At 48.3% G+C, this 25384-nt stretch carries 23 protein-coding genes; 9 read left to right on the plus strand and 14 right to left on the minus strand.

What is annotated here, in order from left to right:
* Window positions 1-26 precede the first annotated feature (26 nt).
* The 10 genes from IEY39_RS25330 to IEY39_RS25375 form a co-directional block, all read right to left on the minus strand.
* A complete protein-coding gene (locus IEY39_RS25330; protein WP_188936992.1) occupies window positions 27-803 on the minus strand; it encodes a WecB/TagA/CpsF family glycosyltransferase in 777 nt (258 codons plus the stop codon).
* Between the two features lie 19 nt (window positions 804-822).
* Window positions 823-1380 (minus strand): acyltransferase, encoded by a 558-nt coding sequence (locus IEY39_RS25335; protein ID WP_188936994.1) that lies wholly within the window; start codon window positions 1378-1380, stop codon window positions 823-825.
* Between the two features lie 22 nt (window positions 1381-1402).
* On the minus strand, window positions 1403-2491 hold the full coding sequence (locus IEY39_RS25340) for a glycosyltransferase family 4 protein (RefSeq protein ID WP_188936995.1): 1089 nt from the start codon (window positions 2489-2491) through the stop codon (window positions 1403-1405).
* Window positions 2436-3020 carry a serine acetyltransferase gene (locus tag IEY39_RS25345; RefSeq protein ID WP_188936997.1) on the minus strand — a complete coding sequence of 195 codons (585 nt, stop codon included), beginning with the start codon at window positions 3018-3020 and terminating at the stop codon, window positions 2436-2438. The genes IEY39_RS25340 and IEY39_RS25345 overlap by 56 nt, the downstream gene beginning before the upstream one ends.
* Window positions 3021-3041: 21 nt before the next feature.
* The gene (locus IEY39_RS25350; RefSeq protein ID WP_188936998.1) at window positions 3042-4145 is read right to left on the minus strand and encodes a glycosyltransferase family 4 protein; all 1104 of its coding nucleotides are present in this window, start codon (window positions 4143-4145) and stop codon (window positions 3042-3044) included.
* A gap of 14 nt (window positions 4146-4159) precedes the next feature.
* Entirely contained in the window at window positions 4160-5614 is a 1455-nt protein-coding gene (locus IEY39_RS25355; protein ID WP_188937000.1) for a lipopolysaccharide biosynthesis protein, read from the minus strand.
* Window positions 5615-5624: 10 nt separating this feature from the next.
* Entirely contained in the window at window positions 5625-6950 is a 1326-nt protein-coding gene (locus tag IEY39_RS25360; RefSeq protein ID WP_188937002.1) for an O-antigen ligase family protein, read from the minus strand.
* Between the two features lie 2 nt (window positions 6951-6952).
* On the minus strand, window positions 6953-7489 hold the full coding sequence (locus tag IEY39_RS25365; protein ID WP_188937004.1) for a UpxY family transcription antiterminator: 537 nt from the start codon (window positions 7487-7489) through the stop codon (window positions 6953-6955).
* Between the two features lie 109 nt (window positions 7490-7598).
* A complete protein-coding gene (locus tag IEY39_RS25370; RefSeq protein WP_188937006.1) occupies window positions 7599-9962 on the minus strand; it encodes a GumC family protein in 2364 nt (787 codons plus the stop codon).
* Entirely contained in the window at window positions 9959-10681 is a 723-nt protein-coding gene (locus IEY39_RS25375; RefSeq protein ID WP_229689091.1) for a polysaccharide biosynthesis/export family protein, read from the minus strand. The genes IEY39_RS25370 and IEY39_RS25375 overlap by 4 nt, the downstream gene beginning before the upstream one ends.
* A 422-nt stretch (window positions 10682-11103) precedes the next feature.
* Here IEY39_RS25375 and IEY39_RS25380 point away from each other — a divergent pair, with 422 nt between their 5' ends.
* Window positions 11104-13116 carry an alpha/beta fold hydrolase gene (locus tag IEY39_RS25380; protein WP_188937009.1) on the plus strand — a complete coding sequence of 671 codons (2013 nt, stop codon included), beginning with the start codon at window positions 11104-11106 and terminating at the stop codon, window positions 13114-13116.
* Window positions 13117-13191: 75 nt separating this feature from the next.
* A complete protein-coding gene (locus IEY39_RS25385; RefSeq protein ID WP_188937011.1) occupies window positions 13192-13773 on the plus strand; it encodes a Crp/Fnr family transcriptional regulator in 582 nt (193 codons plus the stop codon).
* 13 nt (window positions 13774-13786) lie between these two features.
* On the opposite strand, the gene IEY39_RS25390 is transcribed toward IEY39_RS25385, so the two are convergent.
* Together IEY39_RS25390 and IEY39_RS25395 are read right to left on the minus strand one after the other, a co-directional pair.
* A complete protein-coding gene (locus tag IEY39_RS25390) occupies window positions 13787-15040 on the minus strand; it encodes an epoxide hydrolase family protein (RefSeq protein WP_188937013.1) in 1254 nt (417 codons plus the stop codon).
* 24 nt (window positions 15041-15064) lie between these two features.
* A complete protein-coding gene (locus IEY39_RS25395) occupies window positions 15065-16003 on the minus strand; it encodes a SphA family protein (RefSeq protein ID WP_188937015.1) in 939 nt (312 codons plus the stop codon).
* A gap of 142 nt (window positions 16004-16145) precedes the next feature.
* Between IEY39_RS25395 and IEY39_RS25400 the strand changes: the two genes are divergently transcribed.
* The 7 genes from IEY39_RS25400 to IEY39_RS25430 all read left to right on the plus strand — a co-directional run bounded on the left by IEY39_RS25400 (window position 16146) and on the right by IEY39_RS25430 (window position 23640).
* Window positions 16146-16535 carry a nuclear transport factor 2 family protein gene (locus tag IEY39_RS25400; protein ID WP_188937017.1) on the plus strand — a complete coding sequence of 130 codons (390 nt, stop codon included), beginning with the start codon at window positions 16146-16148 and terminating at the stop codon, window positions 16533-16535.
* 33 nt (window positions 16536-16568) lie between these two features.
* On the plus strand, window positions 16569-17294 hold the full coding sequence (locus tag IEY39_RS25405) for a hydrolase (protein WP_229689092.1): 726 nt from the start codon (window positions 16569-16571) through the stop codon (window positions 17292-17294).
* Between the two features lie 108 nt (window positions 17295-17402).
* Entirely contained in the window at window positions 17403-17993 is a 591-nt protein-coding gene (locus tag IEY39_RS25410) for a Crp/Fnr family transcriptional regulator (RefSeq protein WP_229689093.1), read from the plus strand.
* A 96-nt stretch (window positions 17994-18089) separates the two neighbouring features.
* On the plus strand, window positions 18090-18638 hold the full coding sequence (locus tag IEY39_RS25415; protein WP_188937019.1) for a TetR/AcrR family transcriptional regulator: 549 nt from the start codon (window positions 18090-18092) through the stop codon (window positions 18636-18638).
* Between the two features lie 139 nt (window positions 18639-18777).
* Entirely contained in the window at window positions 18778-19638 is an 861-nt protein-coding gene (locus IEY39_RS25420) for an alpha/beta fold hydrolase (protein ID WP_188937021.1), read from the plus strand.
* 10 nt (window positions 19639-19648) lie between these two features.
* Complete coding sequence (locus tag IEY39_RS25425) at window positions 19649-20509, plus strand: alpha/beta fold hydrolase (RefSeq protein ID WP_188937023.1); 861 nt, start codon at window positions 19649-19651, stop codon at window positions 20507-20509.
* Between the two features lie 224 nt (window positions 20510-20733).
* Window positions 20734-23640 (plus strand): TonB-dependent receptor, encoded by a 2907-nt coding sequence (locus IEY39_RS25430; RefSeq protein ID WP_188937024.1) that lies wholly within the window; start codon window positions 20734-20736, stop codon window positions 23638-23640.
* 75 nt (window positions 23641-23715) lie between these two features.
* Here IEY39_RS25430 and IEY39_RS25435 read toward each other — a convergent pair whose 3' ends face one another.
* Window positions 23716-24276 (minus strand): DsbA family protein, encoded by a 561-nt coding sequence (locus IEY39_RS25435; protein WP_188937026.1) that lies wholly within the window; start codon window positions 24274-24276, stop codon window positions 23716-23718.
* A gap of 15 nt (window positions 24277-24291) precedes the next feature.
* On the minus strand, window positions 24292-25170 hold the full coding sequence (locus tag IEY39_RS25440) for an AraC family transcriptional regulator (RefSeq protein ID WP_188937028.1): 879 nt from the start codon (window positions 25168-25170) through the stop codon (window positions 24292-24294).
* Window positions 25171-25384 lie beyond the last annotated feature (214 nt).

Below are 25384 nucleotides of genomic sequence, written 5' to 3' on the forward strand. Positions count from 1 at the left end.
TGTTTTGAATTTGGACCAAAGCAGGATCAAGCCTTATTATACCGAGCCGTGGTTCGCCGTACTTTCAGGCGAACGAACTCCTTTAGAATGATATATACGAAAAGAGTGTTGGTCACCGCATATCTTTTGAACAACCGTCTTGGTTCGACGTACAACCGGTACAGCCATTCCAGGCCCGAATGCTGCATCCAGAGAGGCGCTCTTTTTTGCGTTCCGATAAGCAATGGCAGGGCGCCTCCAAAGCCGATCATCACGGAATTGATCTTTCCCTTCATACAGGCCGACCATTTTTCCTGTTTGGGGCAGCCGAGCACAACTACTACGACGTTGGGGGCCGCGTCATTTATCCTGCTTATGACGGCTGCATTTTCCTCTTCCGTTAACGCCCTGAAGGGGGGACTGTAAAAACCCGCCACTTTCAGGCCCGGATACCGGGCCCCAAGAAACCTCGAAGTTTCGTCCAGCAGAGCCTTCGAGCCGCCATAAAAGAACACCGAGAGCTGTTGCTTTTCACATTCCCGCAACAGTTGGGGCAGGATATCGCTGCCGGCAACCCTCTCTTGCCGGATGCCGTTTAAGATGCGCAACCCCCATGTCAAGGGTTTTCCGTCGGGAGTGACGATGTCGGCATTATTGATGACCTTGCTGAAGTCGCGGTCACGATAAGCTTCCACGAACATGTGGACATTCGCGACGCACACCGTTGCTGAAGACCTCTGCCTGGCAAGATCGATCATGTTGGGCAGGAACGACGAAAATTCACCGAGCGAAAGGTCGAAATGGATCAATTTATCTCGCTGCATGAGGTAACTTTTGTATCCTTTACAGGATGCCGACGTATTTTGATTTTACCAATTCCAGGTGTTTATGAAGATCTTCCACCGTATCGAAACGGCCTTTGATCTTTTTGGCAGGTGATCCCGCATATATCGAATAGGGTTCGACATCCTTTGTCACCAGGCTGGTGGCCGCGATGATGCTTCCTTCGCAAATTTTTACGCCCCCATAGATGGTACTGCCGTGACCTACCATTACGTCGTTTTCGATGATGGTAGTCAGCCGGATGCCTTTCCAGTCGTAACCGGCGTCCCTCATTTGAATCGCATGCCTTATGGGAGTGCCTATTTGCTGATAGTTGTGGTCATATTTACCAATAACGGCAACTCGATTTCCGAGCATAACATTATCGCCGATGACCGCGTCGGTTTCGATCAGCGCATCCCTGCCGATATAAAAATTCTTTCCGATGACTAGCTTTCGCTTAGCCCATAACCGTACACGGGTGCCGGAAGAAAAGCCCGTTCCGATGGTATACCTTCTGTATTTGACTTTTCTAAGGAGTTCGTTCCTTACTTTTTTTAGTGGTTTAATGATGTTCATATACTTTTACTTTTGGTGAGGGTTATAGTGACATAAATGCTTCACTCATTTCATCACAAACTTTGGCTTGCGAGAATCGATCCGCCAATCTCTTATTATTATTGCTCATGAATCTTCTGAGCTCTTCGTTGCAAATCAACTCATTGATCGCCTCTGCAACTTGTTTTTCGCTTCTTGGCTCCACCCAAATGACGTTTTCCGGCATGGTCAGATGATCGATGGCGGCGCGTATCCGGGTCGTGATCACAGGCAATCCCGAAACAACGGATTTGAACAGCGCCATCGGGAATCCTTCGCCGAAAAAAGTAGGGAAAACCAGAATGTCGACACTGTCATAAAAGCTCTCCGCCTCGTCCTGGTCCACCCATCCTAAAAACCGTATGTATTGCGACACATTTAGTTTCCCGGCTAGCTCTTTGGCCTGGGCAAGCGCATCGCCATCGCCGACAAGGATAAAATCACACAGATCTTTACGCCCGATGAATGGTATGGCCTTCAAAAACTCAAACACGCCCTTTTCATTTATCACCCGCCCGATAAAAGCGATCTTCAACTTGTCGTTATTCAGCTGATATTTCTTCCTGAAATCAACACTGGAAGTAAGCCTCGAAGGCTCGATGATATTGCAGGTGACGAATATTCTCCCGGCCAGGCGCGGATTGCTGCTCCATACGAGACGTTTTTCTTCTTTGGACAGAAAAAGCCACAGATCGACCTGTTTTGTAAGAAAAGGAATGATGATCCGCCTGTAAAAAAAAGACCTTGTCGTCAAAACGGACAGATCCGATCCGTGTGACTTGATTACGATCTTCAATTTTCCATAATAAAAACTCCTTATCAGAAATACCGTAATAAAATCCCTGACAGATGCGACAGGCTCCAGCCGTGAGTTCAGGTATAGAATGTCAGGGGAGAATTTATACAACGCTGAAATTATGTTGAAAGAATTGAATACCGCGTCCATCGCCCTTCCGAGTGGCCCATTTACTGAAAAATCCTTTCTTCCATACCTCACGGACCTGCATTGCAGGCCGATCTTGTTGAGGCCATCCAATTCATCCATTGCCAAATGGGAATGCCCCTTCGGGTTTATTCCGATCAAAATTTTCATTGTGATTATCTTTTGGTTTTGTAATTGACGATCGGGAGATGGGCACTGCAGGATTCCCGGCAACGGTTTGATCATCGCTTACGCTTTTGGTTACGACGGCGCCACAGCCTATCTTCACATTGTTCCCAATACGGATATCCCCGATGATGCAAACATTGCTGCCCATGTCTACATTATCACCGATGACCGGCGATCCGCTGAAGCCCCCACCCTTTAGTTGCTTATGGCCGATAGTCGTACAATGCCTCAGCGTACAATTCTCTCCGATGACTACTTCGCTATTCATTACAAGGCATTGCCCATGATACAAGGCCAAATTTTTCCCGATCTTGACCTTCCAGGGTATCTCGACCGTGAAGAACCATTCAACCAGTATCCGGTAAAAGACCAGGTAGGGCAGGCCTAAATAGAAGTATATCCTGCGTGCCGAACAAAAATTAGCTATCCTGAAAAGAAGCATGATCGTCCTTCCTTTCGGGTTCCCTTTGTTCGCTTTCCAGTCCTGAAATATGAATGAAAAAAAATGCATTCAACACTGTTTTTGGTACGTTCAATTCTCATAAACCTTTTCAAAGACGCTATTGTACTGCGATGCGATATTCTCCGCGGCATATTGCTTTGAAACGAAGCTCTTTAGTTTCGCCACCAGCTGCTCGTACGCGTCTCTTTTCCTGAGGATCGCATTCTCGAGGGCCTTTTCCAACTGGTCTCCTCTGCCGGCGTCGAAAGTAAATCCTGTAGTGCCCTCCTCGATATATTCCCTGAATCCGTCAAGATCGCTGGCGATGACGGGTATGTCGTAATTGTAGGCGATCATCAGCGGACCGCTTTGGGTTACATCCCTGTACGGCAGGACCAAATAGTGAGCGGAGGAAAAAAAGCCGGGTATTTCGGCATTCTCAATAAACCGGATATCAGCTGTAATACACTCGATGCCGGCGATCATCGGCGCATAGACGGTCTCCCATTCAGCGCACCTGCCAGCGATCGTCAGGCGGAAATTGTCATATTTCAGGGACAATCGCCTGACCGCTTTGATCAGCATACCCAGTCCTTTATATGCCGCGATGTTGCCGAAGAACAGGAATTGAATGATATCGTAATTCTTTTGCCCGCCCGGGCCAGCCCCAAAATGTTTAAGGGACATCGGCACCGAAAATACCCGGCTGCATTTCGGCTCGATCAGTTTCGCCTGGGATGCGGAGAAGGTAAGAACGGTATCGAATTTCCGGAGAAACATTTCCTTCGTCTTCTTCAATAGAACATGGTGTTTCCACCCGCTGTGGTGTACGACATCATGGATGCCATAAATGGTCCTGGCTTTTCTGATAAAGGCCATACATAATGTCCTGAAATAAATGTCTTCAAAATCATTAAGATATATGACATCATAATTACCTCTCCTCATCGCCAGGATCAATTTTATATAAACAGGTATGTTAAGTGGATTTCTTCTTCGGTATCTCAAATGGACAATTTTCAATTGAATGAGCTTATTCCCGGCGATCGCCGGTTCCAGTTCCTTCTCCCAATGACTGCGGCTGAGCCTGGGGATCAGCACTCCAAAGGTGATCTGATGCTCTTTGCTGAGATGCGGCAGAACATTCATGTCGGTGTCGATTACGTCGGTGGAAGACAAATAAAATATTCTCATTGTCGAAACAAATATTAGGATGTGTGTGTCTCTGCAAAGGTGGATTGCGATCTGACCGTCTTTACCCGTTGCGTGACGCCAAGCACAACGGCTGCGAGGCCCCAGGCGCAGGCGAAGAAGCTTATCGGCCGGAAGCGCGGAGACAGGAGAACGTAGCCGACAACAAGTGCAGTCGTGAAAAAATAGAAATTGACGACATTCCTGACGGTCAATATCTTTCTCTTGACAAGGATATAGTCCTGGCAAATATGAAACAGCAAAAATGAAATAAAAATGGAATAATTTACGATCGTGAGCGATCGAACGAATGCAAGACCGGTGCATATCAGCGCTACGCTCGCAATAAGACTGATAATATTTATCATCATATCCACCCTTTCGAGCTTCATAGATATCAGAACCGTTGCCTGAAGCACCCCGGTTGGGAAAAGCAACATAGTCAGGAACATCTCCCTTGTATAGGCGGCCGCCGTTGCATAGTTGTGCCCGAAAAGAAAGGGCATTATCTCGCCGGAAAATGAATACATAAAGGTGTATACGAACAAGCCATAGAACAAAAACGAATAAAAATATCTCTTGTAAGCAGCATTGAATTGCATCGTATCACCCGAATTGTATAAAGCCACCAGGTGGGGGAACACCGACGCCGAGACGATTACCGGCAGGATCTGAAAGACGGAAAATACCCGAAAGGATATCTCGTAGACAGCCACATCCAAAAGCGAGAGCATTTTAGAGATAATGATATTCCCGATGCGCCAGTAAACGATTGAGACGCTTCCTATCACGAGAAAAGGCCAGTTGGCAAGTATTATGTTGGTGACTTCCTTTATAGAGATATTGTAATTCACCAGCACTCTCCAATCAAGGGTCCTTCCCGAACCGTATCTCAGAAATAAATTCAGTGTTAAGAACCTGATCCCGATGAGGCCGGCCGACAAAACCATAATGGAGAAAGGGAAGAACAACAAAAGAAGGATCCCCAGGAATTTCAGCCCCGAATCGACAATGATGATCTTAAAAGTAATGCTTTGGGCAGACTTCGCAATGTTCAGACACTTGACGACATAGATAAGATTATCGAACACAATGTTAATTCCCATCAACGCCGTGAGCAACCGTATCTCGTGATTGTCATATAACAGCAGCGCGAGCAAACAATTGGCGAGATAGAAGCTCACGCCGGAATACAGTTGCAATTTGAGGAACTTACCGACGAGGCCTTCGCCATTCCCGGCGCCCGAGTCATTATTGGGTCTCGCGCCATTCCCGGCGCTCACGATCTCTCGGGTGAACCACTGGCCAAGACCCAGGTTGGAGATCGTGGCCAAAAACTGATAAAGGGAGTTGGCGATCAGGAAGCATGAAAAATCAGACGTCGTGTATTTCCTCGCCAGGATCACGTAAAACAGGCTCATTAACAGCGACTGCGATACGTTTGCGGCAAGGCCCCAAAAGCTATTGCGCATCAGTTTCGATCTATGCAGCGAGGACATCTTGTTTATGGAATAACGGGTCATAATGCGAAAATGGATACCTGACAGGGGTGATGACAAAGCAGACGAGTGACGTCAATAGAATGACAATTCTCCTGTCGGTTAATGTATAAAGCGAATTAAAAGAAACAAACCAGCAAATGATGGATGCGATGAAGAAAAGCGCAAGGTAATTGTCCCTCCTTTTAAGGTGGGCATACACCGCCTTCACAACGGGTAGAAGGATGAGTAAAAAGGAGACCACAAACCCGATGGCGCCGATCTCGGTCAGCACCTTCAGATAACCGCTCTCTGGCTGATCAAGCAACAGGATAGTATTGTCTTTCAACACATAGTATTGATCGGACGAATACCGATCGACGTAATCCTTATAGTTCCCAATGCCAATGCCCAACAATTTATGGTGCAGATAAATGTCATAGGCCTCTTTCCATATATATGCGCGGAACACATAAGAATCGTCGAAACTGTCAATGCGCCGGAAAAGAACGAACGAATCTTTCATGAAAGGCATCGCTACGACCACAGCCAGCGCCCCGATGCCGATGAAATACGCCATCCGCCGCCCAAAAAAGAGCAAGAGGAAAACAAAGCCCGTTGCAAAGCCCAAAAAACCGGATCGCCCGCCCGAAAAGAACATGGAAATAATGACCAGGGTGAAAAACAGGTAATTCGATAGTGCAGGCTTTAGAATATTTCTGAAGTTGATAAGGAACAGAAAGCTGAGCATACCGAGGAATTGCGAGTTCATTTGAGAATCCATGAAAAACCCGGGATACCGGATGCCGTCATCGGTGGTTACATTGGGGTTCAGATCAGGATAAAAGGTGAACCGTATTCCCATTATCACCTGCATCAGGATAAAAACAGCGGCTATAAAGAACGAGAATCGAAATGCACGGGTCATTTTGTCGATCAACCCCGGATGGACGGACACTTCTTTGAGCAATAACCGGGAGAAAATAAATATCGGCAAGACAGACAGTATGCTTAGCAGAGAGTTGCCGACGAACTCGGACTGAAGGCTTCCCGCCAATACAATTACCATCAGGGCTATGAACAGATAGAAGTAGATCTTATTCCTATTCCAAATAAAAATAAAGTCTTTAACGAAAAAAAGGAAGGCAAAATAGGAAAGCACATCAAAGACCTTTAACCCACCAAAGGCTTCCGGTGTCACTCCAAGGCACATCAAAGGAAGGAAATAGCCATTGAACAACAAATAGGACTCACGGGAGTATTTGTTTATGACGAAAAATACAAAAAAGGAGAATAAAGTGAACCCAGCCAATACAATTTGGAGCATCATAATTAAACCTGTAATAGAGAGGTTGACTGAGATTGATTTCGTTGTACCAATTCAACGTGTGATGCTTTTACTTCGGCCGTCATCATGAATCCAAGGGATGGCAGGAGAACTTTTATCACATTCCTGGAGGCCGATAATACCGTGCCCTCGAAGCCCAGGAGCACTCCATGCGTTACACGCACCGTATCGTTATTCCGGATCTCGACCCTTTCCAATTGCACATTTTCATTTTCGTTGAGAAATTTCTTTATAAGGGTTATTTCTTCATCCGGGATGATCGCGGGTTTGTTCAACCAATAGACAAAATTGATGACACCGGTCGTGGACCGCACTGCCGTTTTTCTTTGTTCATCGCTATTGACAAACACATAACCGGTGAACAACGGAACGGTGATCATCTTTCTCCGGTCGCTCCATTGACGGGGAACCCTGGTGACAGGGCAATAGCTCTCGATATTTTTGGCTGACAGCAGGTCGGCCACTTTCTTTTCCCACCGGGGTTTCGTGTAGAGGGCGTACCACTTTGTTAAGGTTTCCATTACGCAGGGATATAAAGTTGTTTTTAAGGTAAAGCTTCGCTGATCCACTCCCATACAGCGTATGGTAGCCTTTCATTCGAATTATGTCGAAAACTGTTTTGCTATTGTATCAGAACAAAACCGGCCTCTTTTCTTCCACACTGTAATACCCGTAACCTGTTTTGGTGCTGAATCCGTATCCGTACAAATAACCGAAGCCCGAAGTGGCAATGCCTCTCCTCTTGATCCCATTAAACACTATGTTCACATTTTTCAGGGTTTGCATTTTGATATCTTCATCGAGCAGTAGTAGATTCTCTTTGGGCGTAACGCCATGCCGGACTACAAACAGGGTGATATCGGCAAATCTGGCAATAGTAAAGGCATCGGGCACCGGGTTCACCGGCACGGAATCAATTATTACGATGTCGAAATGATCTTGCAACTCCTTCATCAGTATATTGAAAGGGTTACTCATCAATAATTCTGAAGGATTGTCCGGCGTCTTGCCCGAAGGAAAGACAAACAGGTTGTCATAAAAAGTCGCTCGATCAACGGAAGAAGCCCACATGGCCCGGACATCGGGACAGTTTAAAATGCCGCTTAATCCGGCGTCTTCCTTCAGCTGAAAGACCGAACCGAGCTTTGGCTTGTACATATCGGCTTCTACCAGCACCGTTCTCTTCCCGGCGGCGGCAAAAACCACTGCCAGATTGATCGCGACAAAACTTTTTCCTTCCTCTGCAATGGAAGAGGTGACCATGACGGTCTTCCCCTTTCTTTTTGCCAATTCCGATGCAACCGACCCGCGAAGGTTTCTGAATTGTTCTGTAATAAAGGTCCTTTCACCCTTTTCGATCACCAAGAGTTTCTTTGATGTTTCGTACCCCAATTCCCCGATGATCGGGAGCACGGTGGACTCTTCTATCGTGCGCCTGAACAGCACCTTATTTCCAAGAAACTCCCTGGCGCTTATCGCAACCGAGATAAGCGGGATGGGAAGGACCAGCGCGATCATATAGGCCATCCACGGTTTGGGGCTTACGGGTTGTATCGATGATTGCGCCTTATCGATGATCCTGCTGTCCGATACGCCAGCACTGAATGCCAGGGTTGCTTCTTCCTTTTTCTGAAGCAGGAAACTGTAAATGCTATTCTCTATATTATGCTGCCTGCTGATCTCTGCCAATTGTCGTTCTTTCTCAGGCAGCGTATTCAGCAAAGAATTATATTGTGAACTCCTTGAAACGAGCTTGTTCCTTGCAGCCTGAATGCTGTTCCGTTGATTCCTCACATTTTCGAGTATGCTTGGTTTGATCTTGGCGATCTCATTCTTTACCGATAACAGGATCGGGCTATTCTCGGCCGTCGTCTTCTTCAATTTGTCATATTGAATTTCAGAATCATATAATTTCTCCAACAATTGCGAGAGCATTGGGTCCTTGATCCCAAGGGTTGTCGGTACAAGACCGGGCTGGTCCTGTTTGGATCGAATATATGATTCTATCTGGTCCAGCACCGAAAGCTGTACGTCCATCTCACTCATCTTTTGATCGTTTTCGCTTACGTTCTGCAAATACTGGTTGCTCTGCTGGCTAACGTCGACAATGCCGTTCTCCGTTCGGAATTTTTGCACATTCGATTCGACATCGTCCAATTGTTTGCTGACCAGTTGCAACCTCTTTTCGACGAAATCCAGCGTGTTTGCGGCCGTCGAATTTTTATCGTTTGCGGCCGCCTGTTCGTAACAATCGATCAATTCATTCAGAATAGCTTCTCCGCGCAGGGGGATTGCGTCTTTATAGCTGATGTTGATAACAGTGGATAATTTGCTCGAAGGAGAGACCTCGATGCCATTTTGCAGTTGGTTGATCATTTTCGGCAAATTGACCAGGGAAAAGAAAAACGATCTTCCCGTATCGACCGAAGCGCCAAGTGGGTTCTTCGAGAAGCGGATCTTACCCCAGGGGGAAACGACCCACTGGTCCAACGGGTAAGCAGCGTCCTTTGTAGCGACGGTTTGAGTCTGGCCATTATACCGGAATTTTACCCGGCTTACCTCCCACGGCAGATCTTCGGGTTTTTCCAGTTCGACCCTGACGGGGCTTGTAAGATAAGCGGATCGATAAGAAAATCCCGATCTTTCCTCGACCGGCGCATACAGATCCAAACGGGTAACGATCGGGTAAATGATGGATCTTGACCGAATCACTTCGATCTCGTTTTCGATGATCTTCTTTTCGCCGAAGAGATTGAGGGCATCTTCGACCTTTGAATCATCAAGCCCTTTTTTTTCATCTTTTACCAGTATCGACGCGGTCACTTCATACAAAGGCGTTTTATATCTCAGATAGATAAACCCTACGATCAGTGCGAAAAGCACCGCCGCGAGAAACAGGGGCCAATAAGGCAGGTATCGAAAAAGGGCTTGCTGCAAAAGGTCGGTTTCCTTTTTTTCGATGTAAGCACTTTTGGAAAGTTTCATTCTGTTCATAGTTGCTTATTTACGGCGAGACTGGCTACAACCACCAGGAAAGACAAGGCTGCAAATGCCACAGGCAATAGCTGTCTTGTATTGTTAACACTCCTCGCTTTATCCTTATTCGGCTGAACATATATAACATCATTTGGTTCCAGGTTGTAAAATTGGGAGCTGAGAATGTCCGTTGCGTTAAGGTCGATATGCTGAACAATCTTTTTTCCACCCTTTTCCCGGATCAATAATACATTGTCGCGCCTGCCGTAAATGGTCAAATCGCCCGCAAAACCCAATGCTTCAAGGATGTTTATTTGCTCACTTGGGACGGAGATAACACCCGGATGCCCCACTTCGCCAAGGACCGTGACTTTGAAATTGGTGATACGTATCGAGACGATGGGGTCCACAAGGAGCTTTTTATCGGACAATATTTTTGCGATATTGTCGCTTAACTGTCTTGTAGACAAACCTTCCGCATGCACCGTTCCGATCACGGGGAAAAGAATATCGCCTTTTTCATTTACCAGATAGCCGACTAATTGTGAAGTTGCTCCGAGTACCGTGGAGGACGCGGTTGGAAGTAAATTTGGAGCATTGAATACCGACGAAGCCTCCGGGTTCAAACTGCTTACCGAAATACTTAAAATATCGTTTTTATGGATCAATGGAATGGCGGGTGGAACAGATGTTATTTCACCATCCCGCAGATCATTGAAATAGGTTGTCTTTCGCATGTCGACGCATGAAGAAAGCATGATCGATAATGAAACAATAACCGAACTAATGTTAGGGCCTAGGTCATGTATACGCATAAGGATGCTATGGTGTTACTTAAACTTATTTAGATTTAATTAAGTAATAGGATAGTCAACAAATGAAAGGAAAGAGAGTCAGGCTTTTAAGTGAAATTGGCTATTGCAATCGAAGCGGGAAAATCTTAAGGACAAACGACCAATCCATGAGCCATGACATGAATTACTTTTGTTATAAAATGGCCTTTGGATCCTTAAGATTCGTTAAAGAAAACCCAATTAGCGTGCCAAGGACATTTCTACAGGATAACACGTAACGAAGCAACCCGCCCTTTGAGGTCTCGCCACCACATAAATGTAGATTTTGTTCCACAATATATATTTTTGTATAACTTAAAAGAAACATGAAACAAATTCTTCTTCTCCTTCTCTTCCCGCTCGCGCTACATGCACAGAAGTACCAGGTTTATCCCGGGGAATACGATAATTGGGTACGCCATCCGAAAAGCAAACGGGTGTATGATATTGTTGCCAGCAGCACCGACCCGGTGGCCGGCCTTCCTCCCATTGCCGACGGCGATGGCAAGGGCTCCGCGTCGCTGCACACGGCCGGATTCATTGGTGTTGACGGGTACGCGTATGTGTGGGGGGTAAATTTCTGTAACATCTCCGGACTCGGGTTAAAGGCGGAATCGATCGGGGCGACGAAAACGGCTATCTCCAACGCCCGGCAAATCGTTGCTTATGCTAACGGCGGAGGCGGTGCAGTGGAAGGCATGGGATATGGATTCGCTGTCGTCACCAATGACAATAAGCTGATCTTGTTGGGCAACACCCAGTCGGGATTCAGAGGGGACGGGACCGAAGGCAATGTGGCGGAGCCCGCGCCCTACGTGGTAACGGCAATCAGAAAACCTGTAAAAAAAGTCGCGATCGGGTCGTTCGTCTATGTCCTCTACACGGACGGAACGGTCGACAGCTGGGGTGGAACGCGGCTCAAATACTATCCGACCTATGTCCTGGGCCGCGGAGTCGACAATCCTAACCCGACCCGGCCCGGCGCCATGAAATTCCCGGAGCCAATTGTGGATCTTGCCGGTGGCGGGTCATTCACCTACTTCAAAGGCAAGAGCGGCGCCATTTACGGGGTTGCCTACAATACCCGGTTTCTCGGCCTCGGCCCGAATGTCGGTGGGCGGAATACTCCCTTCAATCTTACAAAAACCCTCGGCCTCCCGGGCAACCCGGTGCAGTTGACCGTCGGTACTCAGGCAACTTATGCCCTGATGTCAAACGGTGATGCATACGCGTGGGGAGACAATACGCAGGCCGCGATCGGGAACGGCAAGGAAGCGAAATTCGACAATTTCGTCGCACCGTGGGGCGGCGGCGGACTTTGGGTTGACAAGCCCCTTAAGATCAATCCCGCCGGGGTGTCCTTCGTGAAGCTGTTCGCAGACATCGGCGATGCCTTCTATGCTTTCGCAGAAGATAGCAAGGGCAATCTTTGGGTATGGGGCCGGAACAAGGGTTTCGTCCTCTGGAACGGAAAGGGCTCACCTGATGCTACTATCCGGGCAAACCAGCCGAATAAATGGGACGTTCTTGCCCCGATGAAGATCGCCGGCTTTGACGGCAACAGCAATAGCGTTTCCCTTCAAGGGCAAACACTGGACACGCTGGTCGACGTGGGTGGCTATAAACTGCATTTTGTTATTTTCCAAGGCAAAGGCATCCCGATACTTTTTGATGCGGGTGGTGGGGAAGATGCTACCAGCTGGAATAAGATCATCCGGCCTATTGCCGAGCGCACGGCAACTACCTTAATTACTTATGACAGAGCGGGGTTCGGCAAAAGCACGTTCAACAACACCAGGCATGGGATCGCAGATGGAGTGATCGGCCTGGAAACCGGGCTGAAAAAATTAGGTTACACCGGTGATATTATGCTGGTTGCCCACTCCCAGGGCGGGCTATACGCACAGCTCTACGCCTCCCGGCACCCGGACGAGGTGAAAGCGGCCGTACTCATCGACGCTACAACGACCTGCTTCTACAATGAAAAAAGGCTCGCCGCAACGCAACAGATGATCGACCAAGGAAACACGGACGAGGTAAAAGCATCGCATCCCGGCACTTACTACCAGGGGGCGGATTTTAGTAATAATATTGTATTGGTGAGCGAATTCGCCTTTCCAAACACGATCCCGGTGACAGACCTTGTTGCAGACCATCCCCCCTTCCAGGATAGTGCAGACATCAATGACTGGAAACGCTGTCACCAGGAATTCGCCGCGGCGTCATCCAACCGCACCGGTATCCTGGCCACCGGTTGCGGACATTTAATATTCAATGACAATCCTGCCCTGGTGATCAACGCCATTGTAAAAGATTATAGAGAGGTGATGCGCAGGTAGGGCTTACGAGGGCCAGGATGATGTGTTGCGCTGAATTGTCTGCGAATTTTATTATTTTAGTTCCCAAAAACCGCTGTGCTCGAAGTATTTAAGAACTATTTGGACAGCAAAATATCTCTTACGGAAGAACAGCACGAGTGGATCTCCTCCAAATGCGTGGTGAAAAAATTACGCAAAAAACAGTATTTGTTACAAGAGGGCGACATTTGGAAAAATCATGCCTTTGTCTCAAAAGGATTGGTAAGAACCTACTCTGTTGACGAAAAGGGAGATGAGCATGTGATCGCATTTGCGATGGAGAACTGGTGGACCGGCGACAGGGAATCCCTGCTATCCGGCCAGCCCTCGCGTTTCAATATCGATGCGATCGAGGATAGTGAAATAGTTCTCATAGAAAAGCAGAAGTTTGAGACTATCTGCAAGGAGATACCGGCTTTCAATGACATGCAAAATGCTATTATCGACCGCAGTTTTGTTGCGTCGCAAAAGCGCATTCACGATGCGATCAGCACTCCGGCCGAAGAGAAATATGCGAATTTCATTCAGCGGTATCCTGCATTTGCCACCAGGGTACCTCAAAGCATGATTGCTTCCTATCTTGGCATTACACGCGAAACACTAAGCCGGATCAGGCACAAATCGGGAAAAAAATCCTGAATTTGAATTGACATCACCGGTAAGGTCGGAACACCTCACGGATATCCCGGACGAATAGTTCAGGTTGTTCCATCGCAGCAAAATGTCCGCCTCGTGGCATATCAGTGAATCGAACAACATTATAGCCTCGCCTTGCGGTTTCTATGGGTGGACGGGTAACGGGCATATCCCCCGGGTATTTGGAAATGGATGTAGGCGTATTTACATAACCCGGCCATGTGCTGGCATTAAGCTCGGATAGCGCCCCCCGGTAATACCAAAAGCTCCCATCGATACCGCCAGGATTTACTATATAAAGCATGATGTCCGTCAGCAACCGGTCTTTGCTGATCACAGAATCGAGATTCCCATGATGATCTGCCCATGCCCAGAATTTTTCCGCTATCCAGCCTGCGGTGCCCAATGGGCTGTCGTCCAAAGCAACGGCCGCCATCATGGGTTTATCGGCCTGAAGGCGCCAATAGTCGAACCCGCCAATCCGCCATGCATTGATGGTTGCGAAGTACTTTCGTTCTGCCTCGGATTGCTCACTCTCCGGTACGGTTATCCCTGGAAAGAAATTCAAATGAATAGCCTTAACATCATCGGGGAAAAAATAACCTAATCGTACTGTAACACCGGCGCCCCAGTCACCCCCTTGCGCCACGAATTGTTTGTAGCCAATCACCTCTGTTACGAGCTTATGCCAAAGCTTTGCCGTCGTATTCGCATTTACGGGCCTGGACGGAAGGGAAGAAAACCCAAACCCTGGAAGCGCCGGTATTATCAGGGTGAAAGCATCCTCACTCTTTCCGCCATACCTGGACGGGTGCGTAAGTGGGCCGATGACATTGAAAAATTCGAATGTCGAACCAGGCCACCCATGGGTGAGTACCAGCGGCAAAGGATTTTTTCCTTCTCCCTTGATATAATAAAACTGGATATCGAACCCATCCACGTTAGCAATGAATTGAGGATAACTGTTCAATAGCTTTTCCTGTCTCCTCCAATCAAAAGAATCGATCCAATACGTTTGGAGATCCTTCAGCCATTTCATGTCCATTCCCGTTTCCCAATTGGAAGCATTGTCCCGGGGCGGCATTTGTCGAGGCAATGTTGCAGCCTTAACCTTTTTCATGACGGAATCCAGTTTGGCCTGGGAGATGTGGATCTGGAAACGATGCACCAGATCGGGTCTTGCGAATTCTGCGTCGCCTGAGTTGTTTTGCGCCTGGAGGAATCCGGTTGCAAGTACAGACAGTAGTCCAAGAAAAATTCTAATTTTCATTTTACTATATTATAGGTAAGTAAATTATTTCTCTTTACCAGGAAATGGAATGGCTATCCGCAAGGTCGGCCTTGTACCTTGCGAAGTGTTTTTAGCGGCTGCTTCGAAAAATACCTTTCCTTCTATTAAAATTCCACCCGGAAGAAAATAAGCGAGGCCGGGGCCAAAACCCAGTACCCTCTCCTTTGTAGTGGAAAGCTGATACCTATTCTGATAATAATTGTGATCCCCATCATAGCTGTCCTCGGTGATCTGCGTGAGATAATACGCAGCGACTTCCAACTTAAAATCCTTCAATAGCGAAACATCGATCGAATAGTTGCCGTTGTAGCAGGCGCCGGGTTTATCCGGCTTATCAATAATGCGGAAATTATAATTGAATTGGTTCCTTGCGCTGAGGGTGACATTTTTGTTCAGGAACAGCGTAAAAGCATGGTATACCCCGATAGCCCATAAATGAGAAGATGCATTTATCGCATAATTGGAATTGTATGATCCAGTGGGAATATTGACATCTGCTTCCAGGCGGTGCCAGAAAACCTTTCCAAACAGTTTTCTATCACTCCACTGAATAGCTGTTCCCTGAACGATGTCCCCTACTGCATCCGGATTGACTGAAGGAGCCGGCCCGGCTGTATTGGTAGCCGTAATTCTCACTATCGGCACCAAAACGGTAAACCCCAAATTCCCACCCAAGACCTTCACCGGGGTGAGATAGATAAGCTGGTGCAAGGATAACAGAGAATTTACTTTAAGCAATGAACCCGTGTTATCCCCATTCGCATTGTAGATCCGGTTCGTCTGGTAGAGTTGAGCATAGCCCTGGTAAACGAATCCGGGCTTGCCGGCAACACCATCGTATATGTTGGCCAACCCAAGGTTTGTCGGGGGGAGTGCAGGAGGCTGTGAATATATATTGGCGCTGATGATCGCACTAAAGAAAATTGTTATTATTCTTTTCATGCCCCAAATATACCCGCACATCGCAGGACCAAAATTGATCTAAGGCACATAATGTTTTGACATTTGTCACGCTTTTATTTATCAAATATCAATGCTGGTGATGGGCAATCATTAGACATTTGCTGTAACAAAAAATCAAACAATGAAAACAGCAAAAGAATTAATGCAAGCTTATCATAGTAATGTCAACGACCAAAATCCGGCTGCAGCAGCGTCCCTGTTTGCCGCAGATGGCGCGATCGAACTTCCTTATTTAGCCTCGATAGGTGCGCCCTGGCGGACCGAAGGGCCGGAAGCCATCAAAAACATGATAGCCGGACTTCTAAAAATGGCCCCGGATTTTAAATTCATCAACATTAAGTACTATATAGAAACCCCTGAGCAGGTGTTTGCAGAATACGAAGTAGACGGTACGTTTAATGGCAAACCTTATCAACAGCTGTATATGGGTCGCCTGGTAGCTGAGAACGGAAAGATCAAGCTGCTTCGGGAAGCGATGAATATGTATCCTGTCCTGAAATCACACGATTGATAATCTTTATATCACCATCTAATATTTCAAAAAATGAAAGTATCATCCATCAGCAGGTGCCTTCTCGCGGGGGTAGTTATGTTTATTAGCTTATCGACTGTTTCGGCGCAAAGCAACAAATTCAATGGCCTTGGAACATTACTCACTCCGGACAATTGCGCCCTCTTATTGATCGACCACCAGCCTTTCCAGTTCGGCACTTTAGGAAGCCACAACAGTCAATTGGTCTTAAACAATGTTATCGGATTGGGCAAAACAGCCAAGGTATTCAAAGTGCCCACTTTGCTGACCTCGGTGGTAGAAGAAAGAGGCGGGTATATCGTCAAGGGATTGACCGATATCTGGCCGGAGCAGACTCCCATCAACCGTACGTACATCAATGCCTGGGAAGATAAGAGAGTCGTCGACTGGGTAAAAAAGACCGGCAGGAAGAAAATTGTCATTGCCGGACTTTGGACGGAGGTATGTGTAGCTATGCCTGCCTTACAAGCCGCCGGTGAGGGGTATGAGGTTTATGTGGTGACCGATGCATCTGCCGGTGTAACTGTGGAGGCTCACGAAATGGCCATCCAGCGCATGATCATGGGGGGAGTGGTGCCTATCACTTTCAATGTATTTCAGGCCGAACTGCAACGTGACTGGGCAAGGACGGAAACAGCAGGTCAGCTTGTACCGATATTGATCGAACATATGGGTAATATCGGCACCAACATAGCTTGGGAAGCTCAGTTAACGGAGGCTGCGTCGAAAAAGAAATAGGCAGGCTATATTGTCAGGCTGGCAATTCGTATTCCACCTGTTGGAAGAATCAGCGAAAGAAGTTTGGGTGGCATCGATCATCCAGGCTTCTTTTATTTCCGCAAAGATATGGACAGCACAATATTCGAAATATTCAAAAAATACACGAGGCGGTATGTAAAACTCACCGATGAGGAATTGGCGAGGATAGAATCGGTATGTACCTATAAGAAATTACGGAAACAACAGTATCTGCTGCAGGAAGGCGATGTATGGAAGTTGCATGCTTTCATTGTAAGAGGCTGCCTTCGTACCTATTCGATCGACGAGCAGGGCAAGGAACATATTGTCGGATTCGGGGTCAATAATTGGTGGGTCGGCGACCGGGAGAGTCTAAAATCGGGGAAACCATCCAAATTCAATATCGATGCGGTAATCAAAAGTGAAGTGATCCTGATCAGGGATCGGGACTTCACCAGGTTGTTGAAAGAGATCCCGGCTTTCAATGAGATGATCAGTACTATCCTTGACAGAAGCTTTATGGCTGCACAGCAAAGAATATTGTCCTTTATCAGTCATTGCGCAGAAGAGAGATACCTGGCATTTTTGGAGGTGTATCCCGGTTTTGCCGCTTGTATCCCGAAGAATATGATCGCATCCTTTCTTGGCATTACGCGGGAAACCTTGAGCCGGGTCCGAAAATCTGCCGCCAGTAAGTAATAAAAAAAGCTGGGCATAGAGAAGATGCGGGCGAGAAAAAAGGAAAAATAGGCGAAAACAGACTTGTCTGTCCGGGCAATTGTGTAATTTTGCCACATGCCCGCTGAAAGAAAGAACTCCATTAGACATACGGTGATCGCCACCGCCTCCCGGCTTTTCTATAAGCAGGGCTATGCCAATACAGGCATCAACCAGATCATCGAAGAGTCCGGGGTAGTGAAATCCTCGGTCTATACGGCCTTCCGGACAAAGGAAGATATCCTCATGACCTATCTGGAAACCACAGGTGCGGCAACGGATAAAGCATTGCAAGATGCTGCGGATCAAAAGAGTACGCCAAAAGAGAAGGTTTTGGCCGTATTCGATTACCTCATAGGCCTGGTACAGGGAAAGGAATATTATGGATGCCAGTTCCTCAATATAATCTCCGAGACACCGCTGGAGAATGAACGGGTTATGCAACAGATCCGAAAACAGAAGAACGGGGTACGCCACCTATTTGCTCAATTGCTCGAACCTATTGGTAAACAGTCTCTTGCAGACGAGATTTATCTGTTGTTTGAAGGGGCGCTCATCGCCAATAAAGTTCACCGCGCCGTCTGGCCGGTGGAGACAGCAAAACGAATCGTTTCCAAATTGATCTAATTATCAACACTTTACCCAACCATAGAAAAAATATTTGTATCAATAAGAAAACAGACTTGTCTGTTTTGTAGAATCTCTCCTATCTTTGAATCGTCAATAAAACAAGTCGGTCTGTTTTCACGCAAAAACCAACAATACGATGAACACGCAAACTTTTCGTTACAAGTACATCCCGGTCGATGGACTCAGCATTTTTTACCGGGAAGCCGGAGAACCCGGCAGACAAACCATCCTTCTGCTCAACGGTGTCCCCAATGCCTCCGGCGCATTCCAGGAGCTGATGAACGACCTTAAGGAAGAATTCCATCTCATCGCCCCTGACTTTCCGGGCTTTGGTAACAGTGAGGCGCCCGACAAAACCAGGTATGACTATTCCTTCCACAATCTGTCGGTGACGATCGAACATTTCATGGATCAACTGGGCCTTCAGCACTCGCATGTGTATGCGCTCGGCTATGGCGGACCTATCGCCTTTCGCATCGCATTACGCCGGCCCAAGCTGTTTGCCAGCTTTATCCTGCAAAATTCCAATGCTTATGAAGAGGGGCTTGGCCCGGCCATGCACGATGCGGCCCCTTATCTCAGCAACCGCAACTCCGAGACCGAGAAGCTGGTCAAGCCACTGCTGACCCTCGACGGTATCAAGCTATTCTTTCTTAATGGGGCAAAAGATCAGCAGGCAGTCAATCCCGATCACTACCACGATGCGCTATATTATCTCAGCCGGCCCGGCCAGCAGGATATCCAGCTCGATCTGCTCTACGATTACCGTAACAACCTGGCGGAATACCCAAAATGGCAGCAATGGCTCAAAACCACCCAGCCGCGAATGCTACTTGTATGGGGCAGGAATGATGTGTTCTTCCCCGTCAGCGCGGCCGAGGCCATCAAACGTGATGTACCGGGGGCAGAACTACATGTGTACGACACGAGTCATCTGGCCCTCGAAGAATTTCACCTCGAGATCGCGAAGAACATTCATGCATTCCTTAACAATTAAAACAAAACATATGAATACGCCAAAATATCGGACCGTCAAGGTTAATGATCTGAACGTTTTTTACCGGGAATCGGGTCCCGCGGGGGCGCCTGTGATCCTGCTACTCCATGGCTTTCCTACTTCCTCGCATATGTACCGTAACCTGATCCCGATGCTTGCTAAGGAATTCCATGTCATCGCGCCAGACCTCATCGGTTTTGGTTTTTCCGATGCGCCGCATCATACCCAATTCCGGTATAGCTTCGACAACCTCACCTCCTATGTGCAGGGGCTGATCGACCTGCTCGGACTGAACAAATTCGCTATCCAGGTATTCGATTATGGCGCCCCGGTCGGATTCCGGTTGGCAATGGCCAATTCTGAAAAGATCACAGCTATCATCTCCCAAAACGGCAATGCCTATGAAGAAGGCCTCAGCGATGGATGGAATCCTATACAGAAATACTGGGCAGACCCGTCCGAAGAGAATCGTAATAATCTCAGGGCCATGACCACCGCCGCAATGACCCAATGGCAATATTTCACCGGGGTGAGCGATAAGACGCTTGTGGCGCCGGAGTCTTATATGCTCGATCAGCTTCTGCTCGACCGCGCAGACAATATCGAGCTGCAGCTCGATCTGTTTAAGGATTACGCCAGTAATGTCGCATTGTACCCTGCCTTTCACCAGTATTTCAAAAAATATCAACCGCCCTTCCTGGCTGTGTGGGGCGACAAGGACCCATTCTTCTTACCTCCAGGTGCAGAGGCATTCAAAAAAGATCTTCCCAAGGCCATCGTGAAATTTTACGATACCGGGCACTTCGCACTGGAAACACATGTCCGGGAGATTGGTGAAGGGATTCGCATCTTCCTGAAGTCATTATCATAAAGCCTCTCATGACAATTGTCATTACCGCTACTGAGCAACAGGATGCCCGGAGTCGTGAGAACCCTGGGCGTCCTAACGCAACCGAACAAGTTCATAGCAATCTTATATAGCGGGGTCTTCCTTCAGGCCTTCTGTTTGATGGTGCCAGGCATAGCCCTGATCCGGGTAATTTAGTTTTTTACGTCCCATAATATGGTTATCTTAAAGTAACGAAAATCTGCTGTATGAGAAAAGCACTGCTACTGGTATGTCTTATCCTCAATTCCTACCTGTTATTTGCCCAGAAAATAGTCACCGGTAAAGTGGTCGACGCCAAGACCGGGACCCCGCTCGCAGGCGCCAGTGTAAAGAGCCGGCTCGGCAAGGCAGGCACTTCCACCGACAATGATGGCATCTTTAAAGTGCAGGTAGCGGGCTCCAATGATGTGCTGGAAATAAGCATCATCGGGTACAGCCCCCAATCCTTCCCGCTCAATGGTCAATCGGAAGTTACGCTTGCCCTGCAACCGGCCGCCAGCAGCTTGCAGGATATCGTCTTCGTCGGGAGCCGGGGCGCAGGGCGGGCCAAAACGGAAACCCCTGTTCCGGTGGACGTCATCAAAGTAAACCAGGTGGGGCTGCCGACAGGCAAAATGGAGCTGACCTCCCTGCTGAATATGACGGCCCCCTCTTTCAATTACAATAAGCAAAGCGGCGGTGACGGCGCCGATGCCATCGACCTGGCAACTCTTCGGGGGTTGGGGCCCGATCAAACCCTGGTGCTGGTAAATGGTAAACGCCGCCATCAGACGGCCTTTGTAGCACTCTTCGGTACACGCGGCCGGGGTAATTCCGGAACCGACCTGAATGCCATCCCGGAAGCATCGATCGACCGGGTCGAGATCTTGCGGGACGGGGCCTCGGCACAATATGGGTCAGACGCCATAGCAGGGGTAATGAATATTATCCTGAAAAGGGATGTGAATCACCTTGCGGTGTCGGCTGGTTATTCCGCCTATTATGATCATAAATACAATTCCCTCAACAGCGTACAGCCGAATCAGTATGTCACCGGAAGTTGGTTTGACGGGCAAACATTCACCTTTGGTCTCAACCATGGGTTTTCCCTAGGCAGGCAAAATGGGTTCCTCAATTATTCCCTCAACTTCATGAGCCAGGGCAAGACTTTCCGGCAGGTGCCGGACACCAATATATTCAGCAATCCGAAGGCCCTCCCTGTCAACAATGTACGCAGGGCCATGGGCGATGGTTCCGTCACATCGGGTGGGATCATGATCAATTCAGAAATTCCCCTGGCCGGCACCAGGACCACCTTCTATGCCTTTGGCGGATACAATTACAAAAATTCCAATGTCTACGCCTACTCCAGGAATTTCACCGGACACCCCGAGCGGTTTCCCAACGATGGCAACGGAAACCTGATCTTCGTACCGGGTATCATGCATTTTGCCGGCCCCGCATCCATTTCCTACACCAATCCCGTGAACATCAATTCGGCCAGTGATATTTATTACAACCCGAAAGAAGATGTACATATTACGGATGCATCTTTGTCCTTCGGTCTCAAGGGCGACATCGCCGAGTGGGACTGGGATCTCAGCAATACTGCGGGAGGCAATAATTTCCACTATTACGGCGACGGGACTTTCAATGCCTCCCTGGGAGCGGCAGGCGCAACCAGAAACCATTTCGATGACGGTGGATTTTATTTTTTCCAGAATACGATCAACCTGGATGTCTCAAGGCAATACAAAAGCGTTGCGGAAGGCATGACTCTCGCCTTTGGCGGTGAATACCGGTATGAGCAATATAGTGTCTACAAAGGAGAACAAGCCTCCTATCTGAACTACAGTACCCAACCCGTTGCTTACCCGAATGGCGACACTACCTATCCCGCTACGGGCGCGCAGGGATTTCCCGGCTTCCAGCCGGCGGATGTACGTAAGGCCACCCGTAGCAACATAGCGGGTTACGGGGACGTGGCGATCGACATTACAAAAGCCTGGCTGGTGGATGGAGCCGTCCGGCTGGAGAACTATTCGGATTTTGGATTCGTCAATACCTATAAATTCGCCACCCGGGTGAAGCTGCCGAACCATGTCAATCTCCGCGCATCGGTGAGCACCGGCTACCGCGCGCCTTCGCTGCAGCAGATAAACTTCAGCAATACCGAAAGTAACGTGATCGCAGGCGTCCCTTCGCTGGTGAAAATAGCCCCGAACTATAGCCCCATCACCCGTGCGGCAGGGATTCCCGATCTGAAACAGGAGAAATCGGTGAATGCCAGCGTGGGGGGCACCTGGAAACCGGTGAATAATTTCACCCTCACCGTGGACGGATACTGGGTGAAGATCACCAACAGGGTCGTCCTGTCCGGTACCTTCCAGGCGACCGACAATACGCTAAATTCCAAATTGACCAGTGCACTGCAGGCATTGCAGGTGAATAGTGCGCAATTCTTCGCCAATGCCGTCAATACCACCAATTACGGACTGGACGTAGTGGCCGACTGGTCTCAGACCTGGGGCAGGAACAAGCTCAGTGTCCTGTTGGCCGGCAATCTCCAGCACATGAATATCGACAAGGTGAATGTCCCGGCCGAGCTGAACGATACCTACCTGCACCAGCAGACCTTCTTCAGCGGAAGGGAACAGTATTTTGTAAAAGCCTCGGCTCCGCCCGCCAAGGTAAGCCTCAACCTGCAATACGATGTGAACAAATTCACGGTGGGCACGCATTTCACCTATTTCGGCCAGATCAAGCTGGAAGGGTATGGCTATTCAGGCGACAATTCCTTACTGGGAACGGGGAAGCAGGGCGACCCCAACCTCATCGGAACAGGCATTACGCCTGTCGTCAACCTGGGGGCGGACCAGTCCGGGCCACTGGTGCCTGAGATCTTTGACTACCATGGCAAAGTTGTATCCGATCTGTTCTTCTCCTACCGATTCTCCAAAAAGGTGAGCCTTTTCTGGGGAGTGGACAATATTTTCAATGTGCATCCCGATCTGGGGATCGTACCCGGCGCCAATGCCCAATCATTTGACGGCGAAACAGGCGGACCATGGGATGCCGTGCAAATGGGCTATAACGGTATGCGGCCCTTTGCGAAGCTGGCTGTGAACCTGTAGATCTAAAAAAAACGACCCGGCAATTGCCGGGTCGTACTTAAAAAACCCTGCCTGAAGTGATCGCCTGCCAAATGCTTATTTAGAATAGCCTGTCGGAAACTTTAACTGCCTGCACAATGTCTTGGCCTGATCGCAGATGTTTTTAACGGAGAGGCGGCCTTCCAGTTTTTTTCCATTGATGAAAAAGGCCGGCGCTTGTTTTATGCCCAATCGCATGCCTGCGGCTAAGTCGTCCTGTACATATTGACCGAAGCGTCCGGTGACCAGCGCATCCAGGAAATGAAGCCCGCCGATGCCCAGTTCGCGGGCATAAAAAGCCAGACTGGCCGTTCCCAGATTTCTCCGGTTGTGCAACAGCAGATCGTGCATTTCCGGGAACTTTCCTACTTGCGCCGCTGCGATGGCCGCCTCGGCAGCTTTGTGGGCCCGCTGATGAATACGCAGCTGTGGAAAATGACGGTAATTAAAATTGAATGTACCCGGATACAATCGCAGGACTTCCCGGACGACGAGGTTATTGTGCAGGGCGCTCTCGCACTCATAGTCGCCGAATTCTGTCAGGGTGACGGGCGCTTTGGGATGGCCGATCAATACGTCTTTGGGGAGGATGACAGGAGCATCCCTGGAAATAGCCATGGCTTTCGGTTTTGGTTAACTGATAGGAGAATAATTTTCTTTCTTGAAATCGCTAAAATTCTTTCCGTACACCGCCTTGAAGAATTTGCTGAAATGCGCGGTGTCCTCGAAGCCAAGCCAATGGGCTATCTGCTTCATGCTGTCGTTGGAATAGACGGCACGGCGTTTGGCTTCCAGCACCACCCGCCGCCGGATATGATACCCGGCGGAAAAGCCGGATATCTTTTTAACAACTTCATTGAGGTAATTAGCAGTCACCGAAAGCTCGCCGGCATAGTTCTTCACCAGTTTCCAGTTCATGTAGTTCTTCTCCAGCAGCTCGATAAAACTTCTTACCAGTTTCACATTCCTCGATTGTAAGGACAGTTGCATGGCGCCGTCCAGCTGCCTGGCGATGTAGATGAGGAAGATACTGGTATACCGGCGGATGATTTCCCTGCTCAAGACATTACCGTGATGCGTCTCCTTATACAACCGCCTGACGATCTCGTCCATTTCGTCAGCCAGCTCCGGTTGCATGCTGATGCCGGGGCTTGTTGTCAGCAGGTGGAAAAGGTTGAACCGGTAGACCAATTCCATTTCGTCGCCGCTTGAATTGACCAGGTATTCCGGAAAGGAGATCAAATAACCTTCTGCCTGTTCACCAGGCTCCAGCTGGTGCAACTGTCCGGGGCTGATACAATACAAGGTATTGCTCCCCATATTGTATTTTTTCAAGTCGATCTCCAGGCTGCCTTTACCATTCCTGATCCAGAGGATCTCGGTATCCTGATGCCGGTGCGGCATCTCCTGCCCGCCGGCCCTTTGTTCGTACAACTCCTGTAGTGTCTGAATTTTAAGCGGGGTGTCCTTTTCTTCGCTTTGGAGTGCTGTGGCTGATGAGGTCATTGACATATGCTAAGGTTCTAAATCCATTAGATACCTTTCCAATTATATGCCAGGAGATAATCTTTTGAAAACTAATCGTTCACGTTTCTGAGATTGCAGTCATTTTACGAAATATCGCTTTTTTTAAACCATTACTTCGAAATATCGTCGAGGCGTACCTGCCGGAGAAAAAACAAAAAAAATTTTGGTAAGAGCACGCTTACCTATATATTTGTGTAAG

It is taken from the genome of Puia dinghuensis, assembly GCF_014642875.1.
In the GTDB taxonomy this organism is placed as follows: Bacteria; Bacteroidota; Bacteroidia; order Chitinophagales; family Chitinophagaceae; genus Puia; species Puia dinghuensis.